This window comes from Flavivirga aquatica (genome assembly GCF_001747085.1).
Lineage (GTDB): Bacteria > Bacteroidota > Bacteroidia > Flavobacteriales > Flavobacteriaceae > Algibacter_C > Algibacter_C aquatica.
Genome location: NZ_MDJD01000046.1, coordinates 25,685 through 46,700, shown reverse-complemented (window position 1 = coordinate 46,700; position 21,016 = coordinate 25,685). Strand labels below are relative to the sequence as shown.

Below are 21,016 nucleotides of genomic sequence, written 5' to 3'. Positions count from 1 at the left end.
ATTTTTAAGTGGTTTTAAATACAAACTTTCTTATAGTTCTATTATTTATAATCTCTTCTTCACTATGTGTTACATAAAGTGTAGATTCTTTATAAAAAACATCTATTTCTATAGAACTAGCTCCATTAGCATAGGCATTCCAAAAAGGAACACTCTGCAAATAATAATTGTGAGAGTGTATATAGTTTTTTTTGCGAAATTAATGTGCTGCTTGATCCTATTAAAATAACAAGCTAAAAAGTATTTTTAAGTTTGATAGCATAAGTTTTATTATTAAGTAGTAAAAAATAAGGGGCTATCTTTTAATCGTTATAGCCCCTTGAAATAAAATAATTCGGTTTTCTATTTTTTTATTCAATAGCTATTTTTTTACTAATATATTGTGTTCCAACATATCCTTTAACAATGTAAATGCCTCTCAAATTTTCAGAAAGTTGAAAGATTGCATTCTTTGTATGCTTAGGAACCTGTTTTTTATTTAATTTATCGATTAACCTTCCAGATAAATCATAAACTTCCAGAGCTATAGCATCATCGTTTATTAATAAAAAAGAAACATTTAATATATTGCTGTTCTTTTTGTATATACTAATATTAGAATTTACTTGTTTTTCTATAGTAATATCTTGGGCAGTTAATAATGATAAATCATCAGATTCATTTTGTTTTACAACCAATGTTGATTTAGAAGTTCCTTTTCTAATTCCTGCAACATTTATCACAAAAGTTTTACTATTATTTCCTTTATAATCTCCTACTTTAATAAAACTTGGCGAAAAATTATAATTAGGATGCTCAAAGAAAATCGCGCGGTTATCATTTATTCTTGCAGGGAAAGAATAAAATATATGCCATGATGCTCTTCGTCCTTTATGCTCAATATTTTTAATTTTTCTCCATGCCCCATTTTTAAATTCTGCTAAATATGTTTTTACATCTCTTATCCCTCTACCATTTTCGCCATCTTCAAATTTCCCTCTTACTTCATTTATTTTATTTACATCATTTATTTGGCTCATAGCGCTTTTGCCATTGGAAAGATTATAATAGTCTACTGCTATTGAAGGTTTGTGTCCAAATTGATACCAAGCGGTTACGGTTTTACCCCATACATCTTTGTTAGCATCTTTAGATTTATTCACATCTCCATTATAAGTAGGAGCATCTCCAGCAAAATGATTTATAATAAGAATGGTTTTATGATCTACACCTCTATGTGTTACAAATTTATTAGCATCAAATAGTTCATTTACTTGTCCTGCTCTATATGGATTTTGAGCTGTATTAATAAATGAATACCTGTATAAGTCACTATTATAATTTGTTTCGGTAAAAATTACAAGTTGTTGTTTTTGATCTAGCATCTCTTGAATTTTAGGGTACACATCTCCTGGTGAGTTTTTTGGTTTACTTGAACTTACAAATGCTTTATGGTTATAAATAAATCTAGACATATTTTTATAACCGCTACGCCTACCAAAAAAGATATCGTCCAAACCAGATTTTCCTAAATTTGGTCCACTCTGAATATGAAGTGTAATAATATCTAAAGGATGCGTTTCTAACCAATTAGCAATAATATTATTAAAATTTTTAGCATCCATCATACAAGTATTTGGTGCACCATGTTTCAATCTAAGTTCTCCATTTACACGATAAATATCTACAGCTAAACTTCTTACTCCATCTTGTAATTGTTTTTTAATCCCTGCATTTTGATTACCTCCACCTAAGCAACCAAAAAAACCAGAAGGTCCATCTGTACGGTTGTTATTAGCATTATGAGTTACGAGCCATGATATTTCGTCGTATCTACGCTGCTTATTTATTTCATGTGCATATTGAGCATAAACATCTGTCATTAACAAAAGCACTGTAATAATTCCTAATAGCAATTTAATATTGTGTTTTTTTTTCATTTTTAATAGATTTTAAAGGTTAAAAGCTTTTAATAAGCTGTATTTAGAATATTTATCTTGATGAGTATAATCATGTGCATACCGATCCCAATATAACAATTTAAGTCAATTTTGTAAGAATTAAACTATTTTTATTTATCACAAAATTTACTAGTCAAAGGATTACTAACCCGCATTATTCATAGTATACTTATTGGGTTTAATAATCGAATCTTTGTGCTTACCCTTTAATTATTGTTTTATATTTAGAGATTTATACGATTTTTTTGAATGACTGGGTCTATTTATATGTTCAATAAATCAAAAAAATGGTCAATTTTTCACACCAAGACATAGATATCCCAAGGTTTTAAAATTCACATTTTAAAACCTTCATTGTGTTATTATCTCTCGAAACAAATCTTGATTTACAAATGCTTTTGACAATTGATAGTAAATTCGTTTTTTAGTAACTTTTAGTGTTGCTCCAATTTTTAACAACTGGGTTCTTATTGTGCTTATTTGCCATTTTTTTGCTTTTGTAAATCTTGTCTTTTTTATACTTTTTTTGAGCAATAAAAATATTTCGTAAGCTAAGTTACTTAGAAATAGCCTGAAAAAATTAGCCAAAAAAACCATGATTTGATACTCTATCTGAAAACACATGTTTTTCACTTCATTAATTCTGTTCTCGCTTGATTATCCACGTTTTACATAAAAATCAAAGTAGATTTCACGTACTTCTTTCTCTTTTATATTGCTAATAAAACGACGAACATTTAGTCCTTTACCTGTACTTTCAATTTTTTGTATAGGCTTGTTGTGGGCTCTGCCATGATTTGGCTTGATAAGTAAAGCTTATAAAATGTTGATGTTTTATATTTTGAGCTACATAGAGATGTTTAACTGCTTTTACACAGCGTTCAACTTTTCTTTTTAGCACGGCATTACTGGCTTGCCCTGTGACAAATAGCAAATTGTAATAATCTACTAATTTGTATAAGGGGAACAGCTAAATCCACTATCTGTGCGGATAATGTTAGAAACTGTAGGATAAACTTAAGATATCTAAAAAATAATTCTGATACCAAAAGACTTGTATACATACGGCTGAGTTACCAAATTAAATAGATAATATAAACCTTAAAGCAAATACCATTTTTAACTCATCGATACTTTTTAACCATTAAACTTTAGTTATAGAATCCTTCATCGAAACATTTTATAATCGTATTTTTTTAATTATAATTTAGCAGTATTAAGTTTATAATATAAGTCATGGGTTAGCTCTAGAATGAAACATAAAGTAAGTAATAGTATGTTACCTCTAAAAAGAAACATTCAAAACCATTTTCCCACTAGTCTTAGATTAATAATTATTTTCTAATCAATTTATTTAAAATTGTATAGCATAATAATTAAAAATTTATAATAGTTCGTTAATCAATAAAGAGATACCCAATAAAGCTTCTCTTTGGTAAAGAGAAGCTTTTTATTTTTTAAGAAGAAAAAATATAAAAGTTTGATTCTAGCATCATAACTTTTCTAGCATTTAGTGGCTGCTAATTTCTAAAATTATTAAATATCTTAATATTTTCAACTTAACCTAAAGATACTGTTATTGGTTCTTTAAAAAGAGACTAATTTACACATTGACTATAAGGTAGTCTGCTTAGAGAGCCTAAGTAATTATAATACGCTTTACTTTTAGGTAGATTTAAGTTAAGGTTAAAGATTTAATAGGTATCAACTCCAAAAGTTTTTTTATATTTATACATAATAATTAAAATATATAAAGAATTTATTCCTAAACATAACAACCTTTAAAACAAATACTTAACACATAAAAGCACTAATCCTGTTCTTTAGAAGCTAATAGAGAGTAGTTACCAATGATATTTATCTCAATTTTATAAAGCATTGATAATTAGAGAGATTTAATAAAACAATTATACTGTTGATTTTTATATATATTATTGTTAGCAAATCTGACAAATAAATAAGATTTTTATACATTTAAAAATGAAAAAAACTTATTCTTTATTAGAATCTATATGAATAAAAATTTCACTTATCTCTTTATTAGTTGTTCTCTATTTTCCTTTAGTCAACAAAAAAATTATTCAGACCCTAATTCTATCATTATTAATCCTGAAATTCTTGTTGGTATTACAGCAGAGGCTAACTCAGACTTTCCAGATAGAAAAATGCAAAAACAGTTTATACTAAACTTGGCTTGGTATCAAACTACGAATCAACAAGAGTGGGCTAAAAGACTTAAAATACAAAGAACTGGGTTTAGTATTGGCTACACAGATTTTGGAAATAAAAATAAATTAGGAAATGCTATCTCTATATTACCTTTTTTAGAATTTAATGCTTTTAAAAAGAAAAACTTAAAAGTCCATCTTGGAATAGGTGCTTCTTATTTCAATAAAAAATACGATTCTATATATAATCCATATAATAAGGCTGTTTCAACAGATATAGTATGGTCATTTAAAGCTTTCACATATTATGAATTCTTCAAAGATTGGCGTATTGGCGCTGGCTATTTTCATCATTCAAATGGACATTTACGATTACCAAATCAAGGGTTTAACTCTTTTCTATTAAGCCTATCTACAAATATAAATACTAAACATAAATCAAATAAGTTACCTAATGAAACTCCCTTAAAAAGTTTACTAAAAAGCAGAAGTAATTACTTTACATTCTCTACTGGCTATGGTATAAATGTACTTTCTAAAGCATTCAATAATATGAATCCTGTATATACGCTCTCTGGCGAGTATGGTAAAATTTATAATAATACTTTTAAATTAGGTATTGGATTCTATTATCGTTTTTATCAAAATTACTACGATTATATAATAAATAATGAATCATTAGTTCAAGATGGTAGAGAATTTGATTCTTTTAAAAAGACCCCTACATGGAATGCTTCAAATATTGGTTTGACTTTAAATGGTGAGATTTTAATGAATCATATAGGAATTGATTTGCAACTTGGTTTTAATTTACACAAACCTGGCTATAAAATTGATTGGAAAATAAATCAAGGTTGGGATTATGTTCCTAAAACAATTCCAGAGAATAGTGCTATTGTTTTAGGTGATTTTGGTTTTTATTATAAACTTAAACAATTAATTTCATCACGATTAGGCTTAAAATACTATTTTATTGGAAATCAAAAAAAAACAAAATCTAATGTGTATTTGGGCACATTTATTAATGCTAATCTTGGGCAAGCAGATTTTGCCGAATTAGGCTTTGGATATATATATCATTATAATTAAGAAGGTTATAAACAAAATAATGCCGTATAAATATATACGGCATTATTTTTTGGAGAATTAGATTAATCTACTTTAATTCTAATTTTTCAATATTATTATAATTCTTTCCTCTTAAAGTTTCAAATTTCTCAATCATTTCTTTAAGTTTTTCAGGATTGGATTTAGCTAAATTGTTCTGCTGCCCTATATCCTCTTTAAGATTAAATAACTTAAAATCAAGTGAGTTACCCAATTCTATCTGTACCTTCTCCTCAATAGCTTTTCCTTTATACGGAGGTATCATTAACCACTCTCCACTCCTTAAAGCTGTTCTACTTGTTGCTTCTAATACTAAGTCTGTTCTACCATCATTACTTTTACCTAAAAGAACATCTAATAACTCTTTACTATCTGTTGAAGTTTCTTCTATTCCTACTAGTTTTGCTACAGATGCTAACAAATCCATTTGGCATACCAAAGCATTAGAAACCCCTGGTTGAATTTCTCCTTTCCAATACGTTATAAATGGCATGCGTGTTCCAGCTTCAAATAAACTATACTTACCTCCACGTAATTTTCCTGAAGGTTTGTGCTTCCCTATTTTTTCTACAGCATCATCAAAATACCCATCATTTAAAACAGGTCCATTATCACTAGAAAAAACAACTAAAGTATTTTCTAAAATACCTTCTGCTTCTAAAGTTTTCATAAACTCACCTATACACCAATCTGCTTCTAAAATAACATCTCCTCTAGGTCCTAAACCTGATTTCCCAACAAAACGAGGATGAGGTGTGCGAGGTACATGAGGTTGTTGCATAGCATAATATAAAAAGAAAGGTTTATTCTCATGATCTTTCACATAAGCTTGTGCTCTTTTAAGAAAATTATCTGCCATATCAATATCACTCCATTTAGCTCCGTCTCCACCTTTCATATATCCAATACGAGGAATTCCATTTACTATACTATTGTTATGACCATGATGCCATTTCATCTTAACCATTTCTGGATTAGTAATTGCTGTAGGTTCCCCTTCAAAATTATTTTTATAATCAACCTCTATTGGATCATTTTTATCTAGGCCTACAACATTTCCATTTTCAATATAAACAGTTGGTACTCTATCTTGAGTAGCTGCCAAAATATAAGACTCATCAAAACCTACTTCATTTGGACCAGGAGATACTCTTTCATTCCAATTAACTATACCTGTACCCAAACCTAAATGCCATTTACCAACAATAGCTGTTTGGTACCCTTCTTTTTTAAGCATTTTAGGTAATGTTTGTTGTTCTGTACTAATTAACAAAGGTGCAGTACCTGGAAGGATTTTTGCGTTTTTATTACGCCATGGATACATACCTGTTAACAATGCATACCTACTTGGTGTACACGTGGCAGATGATGCATATGCATTTGTAAAACGCATACCTCCACTAGCCAAAGCATCTATATTTGGTGTTATCAATTCTGTAGCTCCATAAGCACTTAAATCTCCATAACCTAAATCGTCTAAGTAAATCACAACAATGTTAGGATTTACTTTTTTAACAGGTTGTACTTCTAACTTCGATTCCGCCTTCTTTTTGTTTGATTGACATCCAATAATCAAGGTCATTAATATTACACAAGTAATTAATTTAAAATAGTTTTTCATGAAATTATTTGTAGATTAGTAAAATTGAATACAGTAAAAATAGAAAAACATTATTTTAGAGTGTTCTTTTTATTGATAAATCCTAATAAGGCTAACATTCAAAAAAGAATGTTAGCCTTATTATAATATTCTTCAACTATAATATAATATTCACCCCATAAGTTTCTCTTATAAGAATTTAATATTAATTATATCTTTCTGTTTCAACAAGTTTAATAGTATATGTTTCTGTTGTAAAAGTATTATCTGAATTTTGCCAAGTAATTTCTATAGAACCATCACCAGTTAATACATCTGCATTTATAACATACGAATTTACAACATCTATAAAACTTCCATCTTCTTGTTCCATCAATACTACTTTATCAAATGTGATATTAAACGCTGTTCCATCAGATAAATCCTGATAATTAGAAATAGCAAAACTCTTTGCCTGAACTTTACTTGAAAATTCAATTAATAAAGGTTTTTCTTTATATACCTCTATTGAATGAGGTGCCTCACTACCTACAATGTCTGTTACATAGTAAATTGGAACTAATTCAATATCTGACGCTTGAAATTCTGCTTCTTCTCCACAGCCAATAACTGAAAAAATTAAAGTGAAGAGACAGCAAAATTTTATTATTGTATTTTTCATGTATTTTGATTTTAAAATGTTAATTCCTCTCTATAACTTTCACTCAAAAATAGAGAGGAAATAATAATAATAATAATAATAACTTATTTAAGGACGGGGTTCAAAACCTGTAAATGATAAGTCGTCTAAATAAAATTTTTGCTCCCCTGTTAATGCATTTGGATTATCTCCAGGTATAACTCTTATGTTATACTTCTCTTTTGGGGGTTCGTTAAAGTTTACTGTTTGAGTTAAAGTGTGCCATACACCTCTCTCTAAAGTACTAAGATCCCAATTAATAACTGTCCAAGGCTTAGTAACTAAAGTTCCTAATTGAGACATAGTATTACCCTCGGCTAAAAATACAGTTATAGATAACTTATAATTTCCTGCTGGGATATTAAACTTATTAAAATCTAAACCTTGTAAATTCACTGCTTTAACACCTTCTGGAGCCAAATAAAGCATAGCAGCTGTCCCGCTAGCAATTTGTTGTGTTGTTCGTTTATAAAATTCTTGACCTAAACTACCATTATTATTACCTACCCAATATCCAGTACTAAAAGCTGCTTTCCAATTTGGATGGGCAGATTCAAACCCAGCAAAATAGTTTGGCAATAAATTTTCTCCTGGATCCATCTCTACTATTTCTGGACCAAAACTTCCTAAAACTCTATTATCTACAGATTCTATTCCTGTTCCAGAATATGATATAGTTACTACATCTGTATTATAAATAGGCTCAGATAATACTAAACGTATTTCTGTTGCATCGTTTGGATTAACAAATGCAGAACTTACTGTTACATTTTTATCAAAACCAGTGGCATCATTTTTTACATTAACCGTAAAACTAGCTTCTTGACCTGAAAATTCCTTTACTTCACCTGTAGTAGCAAAACTTATAGCTTCATTACGCGATTCTTTAAGTTCTCCATTAAAAACATAAGGTTTTGTAGAAGGTATTACATTTACCAGTATAGGAATTTGCTTATCCACTCTATTTTCTGGTAAGCCATCTGCTCTTATAGATCGTAGTACTCCTGCTTTAAATTCACCTAATTTAAAAAAAGTTACAGTAACAATTTCGTCTGGAGAGTTTTTTGGTTTTCCTTCAAAATTCCATTGTCTTCCCGTAGGTCTATCTTCTGTTGTTAAATCAACAAAAGTAAGTGCATCACCAGATTCAACATCTACAACTGGCCAAGTTTCTATATCATCAATAGAAGTTTCGATATCTCCAGTAATGTTTAAAATCTCATTACCGTCTTTATCCAATACTTGAAATGCTGGTTTTAATACACCATATACGTCTATATTCCATTCATTTTCTATAACCCAAACACCATCTTGAAAAACCGCTCCTATAGGTTCTTTAGCTAAGTAAGTTACCGAATCTCTATATGTGTTTCTAAGCCTTATTTTATTTAAACCTGGTTTCATAAACAAAACATGTGCATCTTTACTTGCTGTTGTTGTTCCTGCATCAGGTAAAATAAATAAAGGTAAAGAATCTGAATTTTTATAACTTTTATCAAGGAAAAAATTACCTTCTTCAATAATAAATTCATGACTCAAAGCTCCTTGCGATAAATCTACAAATGAAATCGCTTCTCCCTCATTTAGAGGAAAAGGATCAATAAATTCAGTTGGACGTATTGAACTCACCCAAGTTGCTTCTTGTAATAACGGAAAATCAGGATTATCATCTTTTTCGCATGCAAAAACAAAGATGAATGCAAATATTATAACGGCAATATGTTTATAATTTTTCATTTTTCTTTTTTTTATAGATTAATATTTGAGTTCCTCAAAATTTCTCCTAATGGTATAGGTAAATAATCATGTAATTCAGGATTATAGTTTGCATTTGTATCATCATACTCATAATCTACAACTCTTAATCCTGGAGCAGGGCTTGGTAATGTATTATGTATAGATGAACTATTTTTATTTGCTGTTGTACCATCAAGCTTTCTAAACGTATAATTGATAGCGTAGAATGTTTTATCTGATAATCTCTGGAAATTTTCCTTAATCACACCCCATCTACGTAAATCTGTCCAACGTATAGAGTTCCCCTCTAATGATAATTCAAGTGGTTTTTCCAAATACATTAAGTGCTCCATGAGTGCGTCTGCTGTATAATTTTCTAAATTATAAGTAGCATCTGGCCACATAGAATCTAATGGTCCTAACAACTCTAAGCCCCATCTTTTACGTATAGCATTGATAAGTCTTAATGCTGCTGGAACATCTCCTGTTTTTATAAAACACTCAGCTTGCATTAAATATACTTCTGCCAACCTATTTATTACAACATTTTTAGCAGACGCCCTATTACCACGAGGATCTGGATTTGCATCTTCACTTCTATAAATATCATGATTGGTATATTTTTTATATACACCAAATCCCCAACCATTCCAGCCTATTCTTACTTTTTGTGGTGTTGTACCATCCAAATAATATGTAGATAAATCATCTTCTACAATAGCTACCATAGCTGCTGCTCTAAGAGGTAAGTTACGTATAGAACGACCATTAACAGGATCGTTATAAAAATTTCTTTCGTCTGATGGGTCTAATGCTTCTGTTTTATAAGCATCTATTATCCAAGCGGGTAATAATGGTCCTTTATTGTTAACCGTTTCTACTGCATATTGATTAGTTAGCACATTATTCGCCCAAATTGATAAATCTTGATTGAAATCTGAAGTATAATTTAATTCTAAAATAGATTCTTTATTAAATTCTCCTTCTGTAGTAAACATCAAGTTCATATCGTTTACTAATTCATAACCATATTCTGGATTGTTAATTATATCATCAAAAAATGTCATTGCTTGGCTATATTCTTCCTCATATAAATGGCTTGTACCTAATATAGTAGCTGCTGCCCCTTTTGTTGCTCTCCCTTTATCTATAGAAGGGTTTTTATATTGAGCAGGCAAATTATTGAAAGCATATGTTAAATCCGCTCTAAAGAAATTTAAAACCTCTTGAGAAGATGACAAAGGCTGATTTAAATCTTTAAGCAATTCTATAACAGCTTCTTGAGGCGTAAAAGGCAACTCTAAATCTTCACGTGTTATAGGTAATCTATCATTAATTATAACACTTCCTTTATTATAGATTGTATGTAAATAAAAATGTAGCAATCCTCTTATAAATCTGGCTTGAGCCATTTGTAATGTCCATTCTTCTTCTTGCGCTTCAAACTCTCCTTCTAGAAAATTTTCTTTTAATATTTCTAAGGCACCTATTACTTGATTGGCTCTAAATATACCTGTATAACATGCATTCCATTTACCTTCAATAAAACCATCACTACTAGAATATGCTTTATTGTAAATAAATAATTCGACTCCTTTAGAGCTAGGTACTGGTCTACCAAACCCTGGCCAACCCATATCAGATCTCCAAGCTTCTTCATTGATTGTTAATATATTCTTATGCAATAAAGCATTGTATGCAGCTGCCAAACCTATGTCGGTACGTTGTAAGCTATTCCAATAGCCTGCTACAGGACTAGCACTTGGATTCGTTTCTGTTAAATAGTCATCATCACAAGATGTCATAGAGCCTATAAATAAAACTATAAATAAGAATTTTAAATTTTTCATAATTTTTTAAAAGTTTAAGTTTAATCCTAATAAGTACTGAGAAGTAATAGGGTAATTCCCTTTATCTAAACCCCTACTTTGAACACGACCACCAATTTCTGGACTAAAACCAGAATAATTAGTAAATGTAAATGGATTTTGCGCCGATGTATATAATCTTAATCTAGTAAAACCTATTTTTTCTATTAGTTTTTTAGGAAAACTATAACCTAAGGTCATTTGTCTTACACGTAAATAATCCCCCTCTTCTAACCATAAATCTGTATCTCCTCTATAATTAGGATGTAACCTAACATCTGCTCTAAAAGTAGGAACTGGTGTTGTAGGGTTAACAGGTGTCCATTGATTGATAAGGTCTTCATGACGAGCAAAACCAAAAGCAGATGCTTTAGCTCCGTTTAGAATTTCATGACCAAAAGCAGCGAATAATTGTGTTGAAAAATCAATCCCTTTATATCTAAGGTTTAAGTTATAACCTATTTCAAATTCTGGTAAGCCACTACCATGATAGACTCTATCTGCATCAGAAATACTACCATCACCATTACTATCTTTATATATTAAATCACCCATTCTAGCATTTGGCTGTAATTTTTGATATTCGGCTAGTTTTTCACTTGTATTAAGTACACCATCTGTTGGAAATAAGAAAAAGGCTCCAGCCTCATAACCTTCTGTAAATACTGTTGCTTTAGAAAAATTACCTGCTCTTTGAACTAAGCCACTATCATTAGTAAAAGTAAAACCACCTAAACCTCTAATTTTTGTTACTTTATTTTCATTAGTACTAAATGTACCTGTCATATTAATATTTAGTCCTTTTATTTTTGTTCTATATCTAGTAGATAATTCAAAACCCTTATTGGTCATATTTCCTAGATTTAAAATAACTTGAGAATTACCAGCACCATTAGATCCTGCTAGCGAAACAGGGAATAACATATCTTCATTAGTCTTATCATAATATTCGGCTGTTATCGTAACTTTATTTTTAAATAAGCCTAAGTCAATACCTAAATTAGATTGAATAGAAGTTTCCCATACTAAAAAAGGATTTGCAAAACCTGTTTGCGTACCTCCTCCAACTAATCGGCCTCCATTAGTTCCAAATGCATAGTTATAATTTCTAGATATGGTAGCGACATCTCTGTAATCCCCTAGATTTTCATTTCCTACCACACCATAAGAGGCTCTAAGTTTAAAATTATTTACAGTACGTTTAATAGATCCCCAGAATGGTTCATCAGAAACATTCCATGCTGCTGCTATAGATGGAAATATACCTGCTCTTTTTTCTGTAGGAAACCTTGATGATGCATCTCTTCTCACAACAGAACTTAAATTATATTTTCCTTTATAAGAATACTGTAAACGTCCTAAAATCCCTGTTATTCTATGTCTGAAATCTGGTCCAGATCCAGTTCTTGGGTTTGCTGCGGTATTATTTAACACTTGTATATCATTATCGAAAACTCCAGATCTTGAAGCATTAAAACCTTTGCTTTTATAATCCTCAAAAGTAACACCTGAAGTTAATGTTATATCATGTGCATCATTTAAATTAAACTTATAGGTCATTACACCATCAAAAGTGTTATTATCTCTTCTTGCTGCATTATTAGCAATACTACTACTTATTGCAGGACTTAAATTATTACCAAAAACATCTACTATCTCTCTAAAAGGGTTAACGCTTTTCACATAAGTATTTTGAATAGTTTTACCAATTCTTGCTGATAAAATGAAGCCTTTAAACAACTCGTATGTAACATTAAAGTTAGCCTGACTTCTACTTAAATCTGTTCTTCTTGTATTTTCAAAACTTTCTAATACCCATTGTGTAATAAGACCACTCAAACCACTACCAGTAACTATAGTTTCACCTGGTGGAAAATCTGAAAGACTTGGACCTGTAGGGCTATATCTTAGCACCTGTGATACTATTCCCCCTGGAGCATGATCTGTTGTTTGATCTTGCATAGTAATATTAGCTCTAATCTTTAAATTATTATGAGTATAAGTTGTATTTGCTCTTAAATTAAAACGCTTAAAGTTTGAATTTATAATTGTTCCTTCTCTTTCAAACAAACCTGCAGATACACTATAGCTAATATCTTTTGTACCTCCAGAGAAATTTACATTATAATTTGTAACTGGTTGACTATCTATTATTATATTATCATACAAATTTGTATTATTTCTTAAATTATTAGGAGTTAAACCTATTAAATCTATATCATCATCTGCTACGCCTTCATTAAGAATAAATCTATTTCGTATTATACCTGTAAAGTATTGCTGATTAGCATCTAATAATCTTGTTGGTTCTCCATTTAAGACTTGTAAACCATAACTGGCATTTGCACGAATAGCTAAAGTTCCCTTTTTACCTTGCTTTGTAGTAATTAAAATGACACCCGATGCACCACGTGCTCCATAAATAGCTGTTGAAGCAGCATCTTTTAACACATCAATGGTTTCAATTTCGTTAGGACTAATACCAGGGTCTCCATCCTGAATCAATCCATCTACAACAAAAAGAGGGCTATTACTACCAATAACACTGGTAATACCTCTAATTAATATTTCTGAAGAGGCTCCTGGTGCACCAGAATCTGCGATTACACTAACCCCTGCTAATTGCCCTTGTATAGCTGAACCTAAATCTGAAGTTACAATTTCTTCTAGATCTTCTGCTTTCACACTAGATACCGCGCCTGTTAATTCTTTCTTTTTAACAGTACCATAACCTACTACAACTACTTCTTCTAAATCTTCTAAATCTGGTGACATTTGTATTGATATCGTATTACCTGTCACTTTTATTGCTTTATCCTCCATACCAAGGTATCTAAAGTTTAATACAGCTCCAATTTTAGTATCAATAGAATAGTTACCATCAAAATCTGATACTGCTCCATTATTAGTACCTTCTTCTATTATAGACACTCCTGGAATTGGTATTCCATCTTGCATTCCTGTAATAATTCCTTTTACTGTAATTTTTTGTGCTTGGGCATTAACGCAAAAACCTACAGAAAAAATTAAGGTAAAGAGTAACAATCTACTCCAGCCTTTCCTCTTTTTTAATTTCTTGTTTAGTTTCATAAAATTTGGTTTAGTTTTGTGTTACACGATATATAATCATGCTAGTTTTTCAATTTTATTGATAGTTTAATTGATATTATGGTGATTTTATTTTTTATTTAATTTAGTACATTTACTTAAATTTTAGGTTTGACATTGGCTGATCTGTTTCAAGCATATTGTCTAAATGGACAAGTCCTGAATATTTATTATTTTTAAATTTGATATGCTTTGATGATTTAATTTTTATTACAGGATTTTCTTTGTATAACTGAGGAAATGTTCCTGAATTTGTAATCTTATTTCCCGAAAACGTTATTCCATCTGTATTAGCTACTTCTAATATTAAATTATCAAATTGATTAAAAATATTATTTGAAATTTCAATATTCTTAAAAGCTATATTTTCATTATTGTCATCTGTTACAAAACGAATAACACCTCTATTTCTACCTCCATGTAAACAATCTTGAAAGACATTATTTCTTATAATTACATTAGCAGCATTACCAGACTCGAACCAGTGACCACTTTCTACAGGTATGAGTATCGCCTCCATCTCTGTACTAAAAAAATTATTCTCTATTATTGTATTTACTGGATTAGATATGAGTAAACCTCTTGCCCTGTTATTATTAATTTTGCAGTTTTGAATCAATAAATCTGGATAACCATCTAAGTTTTCAATTAAATCTCCTACTTTAAAATCTTCTGGTAATTTTTCATTAAATGAAATAATTTGATATCTGTTGTTTAAGTACTCTATATTTTTTATAGTCATTTTACCATACGGAAAAAATGATTCACCTAGCCTTACTAATCCAACAGTATCATTTGGTTGCCCTATTACAAACCCCTTTTGCTGATGGTGCATCATTCTTACACCTATTTTACTATCACTAAGTATGTCTACTACTTTTTGATAGGTTCCATGTACATTAGTAGCATCGTCTAATTGGTTATTAAATGTACAATTTTTTAAAACGACTTTTCCTCTACATCCAACAAAGTGTGTAGCATCTGCAGTTGTAGAAACCATTCTCCCCTTTGATGGTATAATATTAAAATTATCTAAAATTAAATCTGATGAGTTTTCTGCTATAATACCCATGCCTCCTGCATGATGTACATTTACATTAGTCCCATTAAAACCATTTGTATATGATACTTTAAAGGCTGGAGAAACTCTATTATAACCCTGTTCTCCTTTCATGGTTAAAATCATACCTAGAGGTGGCATCTTCTTTTTATGACCTCCATGAACACGTACCAAACCAGGTTCCAATTGTTCGAAAGTTAGCCTGCTTTCTATACCTACATGTTTAAACTCTGGTGCTCTTTTATCATAGTCATATTTATACTTAATTTTATTAATATTGTTTTGAGATTTGGTCCGAGTATAAACAGAAATATCTGTATAATCTTTAGTATTATAAGCAATTGCTTTTCTTGCAGGATCATACAAAATAGTTTGACCTAAATTGTGTTCGTAATATTCCTTTACAAAATAAATTTGTCCGTTGCGGATCTCATAAGGGTATTCTTTAGAGATTTGCATATCAAAAGTTTTATTTACTTCATCATTAGCAACTATTAACCCTTCACTGTGAAATGCTTCATGCCAATCAATTGACACATTTTTTATTGATATGTTCTCACTTTTTTCAATAAAAAAAGGAATCATAACTCCATGAAAAATAAAGGTTGATCCTTGACCATCAATAGTTAAATTTTTAAAACCTTCTATAAGGAATGGCGTATTTACCATTAAATCTCCATGGTTAGATATATAGGCAAACTTTTCATAACCTTTATCTGGATAAAAATGATAAGTACCTTTTTCAAACTTAATTTCTGAAATAGGTTCTTTACCTGCTACTAATATTCTTTTTAATACAAATGGTGTAGCATCATTAGCAATACTCAATGTAAATAAGACAGACTCGCCTTCATTTATTTTTGTAAAACAACTTGTAGCCAAAGTCACTATTGATAGTGCAAAAACAGTAAAAAGCTTAGTTATTGATTGAGTGATTGTAAATTTCATATTTTTATTAAAGTAGTATGATTGTAAATATTAATGATATTGTGTTTCATTTTGTATATATGGGTAAATTAGATGTCTCTTCTAGTAAAAATAACTAGAAAACTAAGAAAGACATCGATTATGTAAGATTTTAAATCTAAAAATAATAGTTTAATAATACAGATACTTCTACTCATTTTCGGTTAAAAACAAAAAGTCAAGATGCGTTCATAATGTATTTTTTTAAGTTAAATAAACATTAATTTGTGTAACAAAAAAAGACTATCAATAAAAGTAATAGGCTTACAATTCTTAAAACGTTCATTTAAAAAATAATTAATATGTAGGAACAGCTTCTTTTTCCCATTTATTGATATCGTTTTTTAATTTTTTTTCAATTTTCATCTCTTTGCCTATCAAATTATTTTGTTCAGAAATATCTTCTTTTACATTAAATAGTTGGAATTTGCCACTATGGTATTTTATGAGTTTCCAATCTCCACAAATTACAGCGGCATACTGGTCTTCATAACTTCTAAAAAAATACAACTTTCGTTTTTTAATTTTTTTCCCTTTTAATATAGGCATTAAACTTACTCCATTAACTTGCTTATCTGTACATTTATTTCCTGAAGCGATTTCTATTAAAGTTGGGTAAATATCTATAGATTGTACTGGAATATCTGTTTCTGTATTTGCTTTTGTTACTTCTGGATAATAAATCATTAAAGGCACTCTTGCTCCTCCTTCTCCTAAAGTATTTCCTCCTTTTTTACCGCCACTTAAAGGCGCATTAGAATAGGCTCCTCCTTGATCTGATAACACTATAATAACCGTATTATCGGCAATTCCTTTATCTTTTATAGCTTTTCGCACTCGGCCAACAGATTCGTCCATAGCTTCAACCATAGCCGCATGATGCGCATATTTACCTTTTAGTCCTGCTTCTTGGTATTTCTTTAATAAATCTTTTCTTCCTATAGAGGGGCCATGCACCGAATAATACCAAAAAGATAGCATGAAGGGTTGGTCTTTATCATAATTCTTTATAAAATCAACAGCACCATCCGTTAATACATCTGTTAAATAATCACCTTCTTTATAATTTTTCATGAAATTATTAGGATCTCCATTCTTAAAAAACGGATAATAATAGCTTTTAGGATGCCCATGATCTGTGGTTCCAAATTCTGCATCAAACCCCTGATCTAATGGATAACGTCCCTTATGTCCTAAATGCCATTTGCCTACAAAATAATTATAGTAGCCATATTCTTTTAATCTTTCTGCATAGGTGATTTCTTCTAATGGCATATAATTTATAGATGGCATTTGTACAGGATCTTTTGGCCACAGACTAAATTTTGCTTCGGGGTTATTTTTATCAATAGCAATATGTCTTACCATCTGTACTCTTACAGCTTCTCTTCCTGTTAATAAAGAATATCTACTAGGACTACATGTTGGTGTTGGTATATAAGCCCTCTGAAAATCTAAACTTTCTTTTTTAAACTGATTTAAATTTGGTGTATTGAATGTCTCATTACGGTAACCAATGTCTGACCACCCATAATCGTCAACAAATAATAAAACTATATTGGGCTTTTCTTGTGCTCCAATTCTTAATGCTGATACAATAACCAACAAACTTAATACCGCTTTTTTCATTTATATTTTAATTATTTGGTTTAACGAATAAAGACAAAAGAACTCTTATTTATATCCTTTTTAGTTCAATATATGTCTCTAAAAGTAAATAGTGTTACTTAAACTTAAATAATTCTGATGCTGTAATGGCAATCTGTTTTATTTCAGCTATAATATCTGGGTTATTACTTGCTAGGCAGCACGTCTCAAAAAGCTAAAAATATGATTGGTTATTTATGGTTTTATTTATTTGACCATGTTACTATAAAAGGTGTTCTTATAGCTTCCTTCATATAAATCTCTTTTTATTCCTCTAAAACCTGTTAAAATAAAGCTAATTAGCAATACCATTGCCAAGTATATTGAACTATTTGTAGAATTTAAAATACTATGATTTGTCATAAACACTTTTAAATTAAAATTTAATCATCATACCTATTTCTGCTCTATTTTTTACTCTTGCTACGTAAATCCATTAAAGCTTGATTTTTTCCAACTAATTCTAACCGCAACATTTTTAATTCTTCTTGTAATACTTTTACATCTTTTGGCAATTCTTCCTCTTTTACTTGCTCTATGATTATTTTGTTTTTGTCTGTCTTTTTAGATTGAGACATATATTTTTTATCGTAAAATAATGCCATAGTTACGGACTTAGACTCTAATGTAATCTCATCAGACTTTAAACCTTTAACATGAGCTCTAACCGTTATTTTCCCTGATTTAGTTGTTGCTTTTATTAATGCCGTTGCTATGCCAAAAGATGATTTAGCTGGATTCCCTAAATTTTGAATGCCTCCAATAATTTCTGCTGGTCCTTCTACCTCAAAATACACATGTTCTTCGGCTAATACTTTTTTTGTTCCGTTTCTATCTACAATAGTTGCTCTTACTGGAATATAATCCGATCCATCTGCAATTAAATCTAAACCTTGATGGTCGATACTTAACTTTATTTTTTCGGATCTTTGCGCATATGTTTTTACATCTTTCACCACTACTTTTCCATTAATGATACCTTCTGCAATCATTTGAATGTTTGGTCCTTCTTTCCCTTTTTTTTTGAATTTTAACTGTTCCAAATCAAATACATTCTTAAAAACAAATGGCGGATGCGGTAACCCATCGTATTTTGGGTCTGTTGATGGTTTTTGGGTTCCCAGATCTTTACCCAACCATGTTAACTTAATTTCATCGCAATTACTATAAAGCACGATATCTTTTGGTGATAATTGTGTTAACTCATTAGTATTATAAATCATTGGACCTGTTTCAATACCATTTAATTTATAATCTGGTTCGTATTGACTTTTATATACATAATGGGTATAACGTGGCAAACGTAAAACATTTAAATGTCCACCTAAAAACGGATCTGGATGATAGCCTCTTTGATGATCTATTCCTGCCCACATAGCACCTCCTAATCGTACTTTTTCTGTTTTAAATACATTAGAAAGGTATTCTGCTTGTCTTAAAGATTGTTCTAACATAGCTTTTTCTCCCCAAGACCTTTTTACCCTAACTACTGAGTTTTGAGAATACCAATCGTCTACTTCGCCTCCATCTCCAAATTCTCTGTTAAATGAATTTATATTTTTATCATGCCCGTGATAATATACATCTAGACCTCCTTTTTTAGCTTCCTCATGATCGGTTACTGTAAACATTCCTGGAAATGGATATTCCGAATGTGCTGCTTTATGCATATTATTCATTACATGACCAGGTTGTGCTGGAGTTTCATTTAATGCTGTTTCCCATAATAATATTGAGGGTCTGTTACGATCTTTACGAACTAAATTATGTGAGTCTTCATATAGTCTATCTTCAAAAATTTTAGCCTTAAAATTAAAAAAGTGCCATCCTGGGTTTGCTGTTGTGGTTAATACTCCCAATTCATCACAGGCATCATAAAAGGCATCATCTTGCGGGTAGTGCCCCACTCTAATAATATTACTACCACCTTCTCGAAGTTGTTTCACGTCTCTATAATGGCTAGTATTTGGCAAAGCATTACCTACGTATGCATAATCTTGATGGCGATTAACACCTATTAATTTTTTACCTATATATTTTTTATTAACAAATAACCCTTCTGCTCCTTTCATCTCAAACAAACGAATACCAATTCTTGTACGCATTTGGTCTACGACTTTACCATTTACAATAATATCGGTTCTTACAAAATGTAAATATGGATCATCTGGATGCCATAATCTTACATTGTTTACACTAAATTGTTTTGCTAATTGTTTACTTTGAGTTGGCACTAATTTCACCTTTTGAATAATCGTTTTAATGGGCTTTTTATTAGCGTCTTCTAAAACAGATTTTATAGTAATATGCTGTGTTTTAGGAGATGCGTTTGCGACTTCTGTTCTCACTTCCATTTTAGCATTATTTCCATTAACATCTAGGGTTCCTACAAAAACGCCTCCTCCTGCTACTGTTTTACTTAATTCTGTAAGCGTTACATGCACAGAACTTGTTTTAATTAAATAGGTATCTCTATATATACCTCCTAAATAACTAAAATCTAATCCTGCCTGATGTTTGCCTGGTGGGTATAGCTTACTATCACTATTATCTGTCATTACTGCAACAACATTTTTTCCCTTTTTATTTAAAACATGAGAGACGTCTGCTGCAAAAGGTAAATATCCTCCATAATGTTCTGCTACTTGTGTCCCGTTAACCCAAACCTTAGCAACGCCCATTACTGCTTCAAAGTACAAAAACACTTTACCATTTAGTTCTTCTTCTTTTACAGTAAATTCTTTTCTATACCATGCTTTTCCTTGATAGTTTCTTCCTCCACTTGCGTTCTCAGGTAAAACTTCTAAACCATGAGGTAAATTTGCTCCTACCCAATTCGAATCATCAAAATTCAATGCTTCAGCACCTTTTACATCGCCTTTATAAAAGCGCCACCCAGGATTAAAATTAGAAACTTTACGTTTACTTCCTTCTACTTCAAAAAAACCTGCTGTAGAAAACTTTTGTTGTGATTGTATGGTGTTTGTATAAAGAAATAATGAAATATTAATGCAGATTAGTAATATTAAAGATTTTATCGGTTGTATTTTATTCATATTGATTGACTTATTTTATATTATAAATTCACTCCTGACCCTTGAAGTGAGTTATTATGATTCCTCATAATTTTCCATGG

The 21,016-nt window shown here is 30.4% G+C and carries 12 protein-coding genes; 1 reads left to right on the top strand and 11 read right to left on the bottom strand.

The window, feature by feature from the left end; genetic code table 11:
• Nucleotides 1-4 precede the first annotated feature (4 nt).
• The 3 genes from A8C32_RS20675 to A8C32_RS21490 form a co-directional block, all read right to left on the bottom strand.
• On the bottom strand, nucleotides 5-160 hold the full coding sequence (locus A8C32_RS20675) for a hypothetical protein (protein ID WP_165605835.1): 156 nt from the start codon (nucleotides 158-160) through the stop codon (nucleotides 5-7).
• 190 nt (nucleotides 161-350) lie between these two features.
• The gene (locus tag A8C32_RS11725) at nucleotides 351-1,919 is read right to left on the bottom strand and encodes a phosphoinositide-specific phospholipase C-related protein (protein WP_069830614.1); all 1,569 of its coding nucleotides are present in this window, start codon (nucleotides 1,917-1,919) and stop codon (nucleotides 351-353) included.
• A gap of 372 nt (nucleotides 1,920-2,291) precedes the next feature.
• Nucleotides 2,292-2,582: a transposase gene (locus A8C32_RS21490; protein WP_432416495.1), complete on the bottom strand. Its 291-nt coding sequence runs from the start codon at nucleotides 2,580-2,582 to the stop codon at nucleotides 2,292-2,294.
• Nucleotides 2,583-3,952: 1,370 nt separating this feature from the next.
• On the opposite strand from A8C32_RS21490, the gene A8C32_RS11715 reads away from it, so the two are divergent.
• Complete coding sequence (locus tag A8C32_RS11715; protein WP_069830612.1) at nucleotides 3,953-5,197, top strand: acyloxyacyl hydrolase; 1,245 nt, start codon at nucleotides 3,953-3,955, stop codon at nucleotides 5,195-5,197.
• A 67-nt stretch (nucleotides 5,198-5,264) separates the two neighbouring features.
• Here A8C32_RS11715 and A8C32_RS11710 read toward each other — a convergent pair whose 3' ends face one another.
• The 8 genes from A8C32_RS11710 to A8C32_RS11675 all read right to left on the bottom strand — a co-directional run bounded on the left by A8C32_RS11710 (nucleotide 5,265) and on the right by A8C32_RS11675 (nucleotide 20,936).
• Entirely contained in the window at nucleotides 5,265-6,836 is a 1,572-nt protein-coding gene (locus A8C32_RS11710) for a sulfatase family protein (protein WP_069830611.1), read from the bottom strand.
• A 184-nt stretch (nucleotides 6,837-7,020) separates the two neighbouring features.
• Entirely contained in the window at nucleotides 7,021-7,476 is a 456-nt protein-coding gene (locus A8C32_RS11705) for a hypothetical protein (RefSeq protein WP_069830610.1), read from the bottom strand.
• 87 nt (nucleotides 7,477-7,563) lie between these two features.
• Nucleotides 7,564-9,231 (bottom strand): hypothetical protein, encoded by a 1,668-nt coding sequence (locus A8C32_RS11700; RefSeq protein WP_069830609.1) that lies wholly within the window; start codon nucleotides 9,229-9,231, stop codon nucleotides 7,564-7,566.
• Nucleotides 9,232-9,242: 11 nt separating this feature from the next.
• Nucleotides 9,243-11,081: a RagB/SusD family nutrient uptake outer membrane protein gene (locus A8C32_RS11695; protein WP_069830608.1), complete on the bottom strand. Its 1,839-nt coding sequence runs from the start codon at nucleotides 11,079-11,081 to the stop codon at nucleotides 9,243-9,245.
• A gap of 6 nt (nucleotides 11,082-11,087) precedes the next feature.
• Nucleotides 11,088-14,189: a SusC/RagA family TonB-linked outer membrane protein gene (locus A8C32_RS11690; protein ID WP_069830607.1), complete on the bottom strand. Its 3,102-nt coding sequence runs from the start codon at nucleotides 14,187-14,189 to the stop codon at nucleotides 11,088-11,090.
• Nucleotides 14,190-14,301: 112 nt separating this feature from the next.
• Nucleotides 14,302-16,215, bottom strand: coding sequence for a right-handed parallel beta-helix repeat-containing protein (locus A8C32_RS11685; RefSeq protein WP_123803413.1), 1,914 nt, complete (start codon nucleotides 16,213-16,215; stop codon nucleotides 14,302-14,304).
• Nucleotides 16,216-16,530: 315 nt separating this feature from the next.
• Nucleotides 16,531-17,862, bottom strand: a complete 1,332-nt coding sequence (locus A8C32_RS11680) for a sulfatase (RefSeq protein WP_069830606.1) — start codon at nucleotides 17,860-17,862, stop codon at nucleotides 16,531-16,533.
• A gap of 425 nt (nucleotides 17,863-18,287) precedes the next feature.
• A complete protein-coding gene (locus A8C32_RS11675) occupies nucleotides 18,288-20,936 on the bottom strand; it encodes a glycoside hydrolase family 2 protein (protein WP_069830605.1) in 2,649 nt (882 codons plus the stop codon).
• Nucleotides 20,937-21,016 lie beyond the last annotated feature (80 nt).

Excerpts from the sequence above, each read along its gene's own strand:
- A8C32_RS11705 (WP_069830610.1), bottom strand. The coding sequence starts at position 7,476 with ATGAAAAATACAATAATAAAATTTTGCTGTCTCTTCACTTTAATTTTT.
- A8C32_RS11695 (WP_069830608.1), bottom strand. The coding sequence starts at position 11,081 with ATGAAAAATTTAAAATTCTTATTTATAGTTTTATTTATAGGCTCTATG.
- A8C32_RS11715 (WP_069830612.1), top strand. The coding sequence starts at position 3,953 with ATGAATAAAAATTTCACTTATCTCTTTATTAGTTGTTCTCTATTTTCC.
- A8C32_RS11710 (WP_069830611.1), bottom strand. The coding sequence starts at position 6,836 with ATGAAAAACTATTTTAAATTAATTACTTGTGTAATATTAATGACCTTG.
- A8C32_RS11700 (WP_069830609.1), bottom strand. The coding sequence starts at position 9,231 with ATGAAAAATTATAAACATATTGCCGTTATAATATTTGCATTCATCTTT.
- A8C32_RS11725 (WP_069830614.1), bottom strand. The coding sequence starts at position 1,919 with ATGAAAAAAAAACACAATATTAAATTGCTATTAGGAATTATTACAGTG.
- A8C32_RS11675 (WP_069830605.1), bottom strand. The coding sequence starts at position 20,936 with ATGAATAAAATACAACCGATAAAATCTTTAATATTACTAATCTGCATT.
- A8C32_RS11690 (WP_069830607.1), bottom strand. The coding sequence starts at position 14,189 with ATGAAACTAAACAAGAAATTAAAAAAGAGGAAAGGCTGGAGTAGATTG.
- A8C32_RS11685 (WP_123803413.1), bottom strand. The coding sequence starts at position 16,215 with ATGAAATTTACAATCACTCAATCAATAACTAAGCTTTTTACTGTTTTT.
- A8C32_RS11680 (WP_069830606.1), bottom strand. The coding sequence starts at position 17,862 with ATGAAAAAAGCGGTATTAAGTTTGTTGGTTATTGTATCAGCATTAAGA.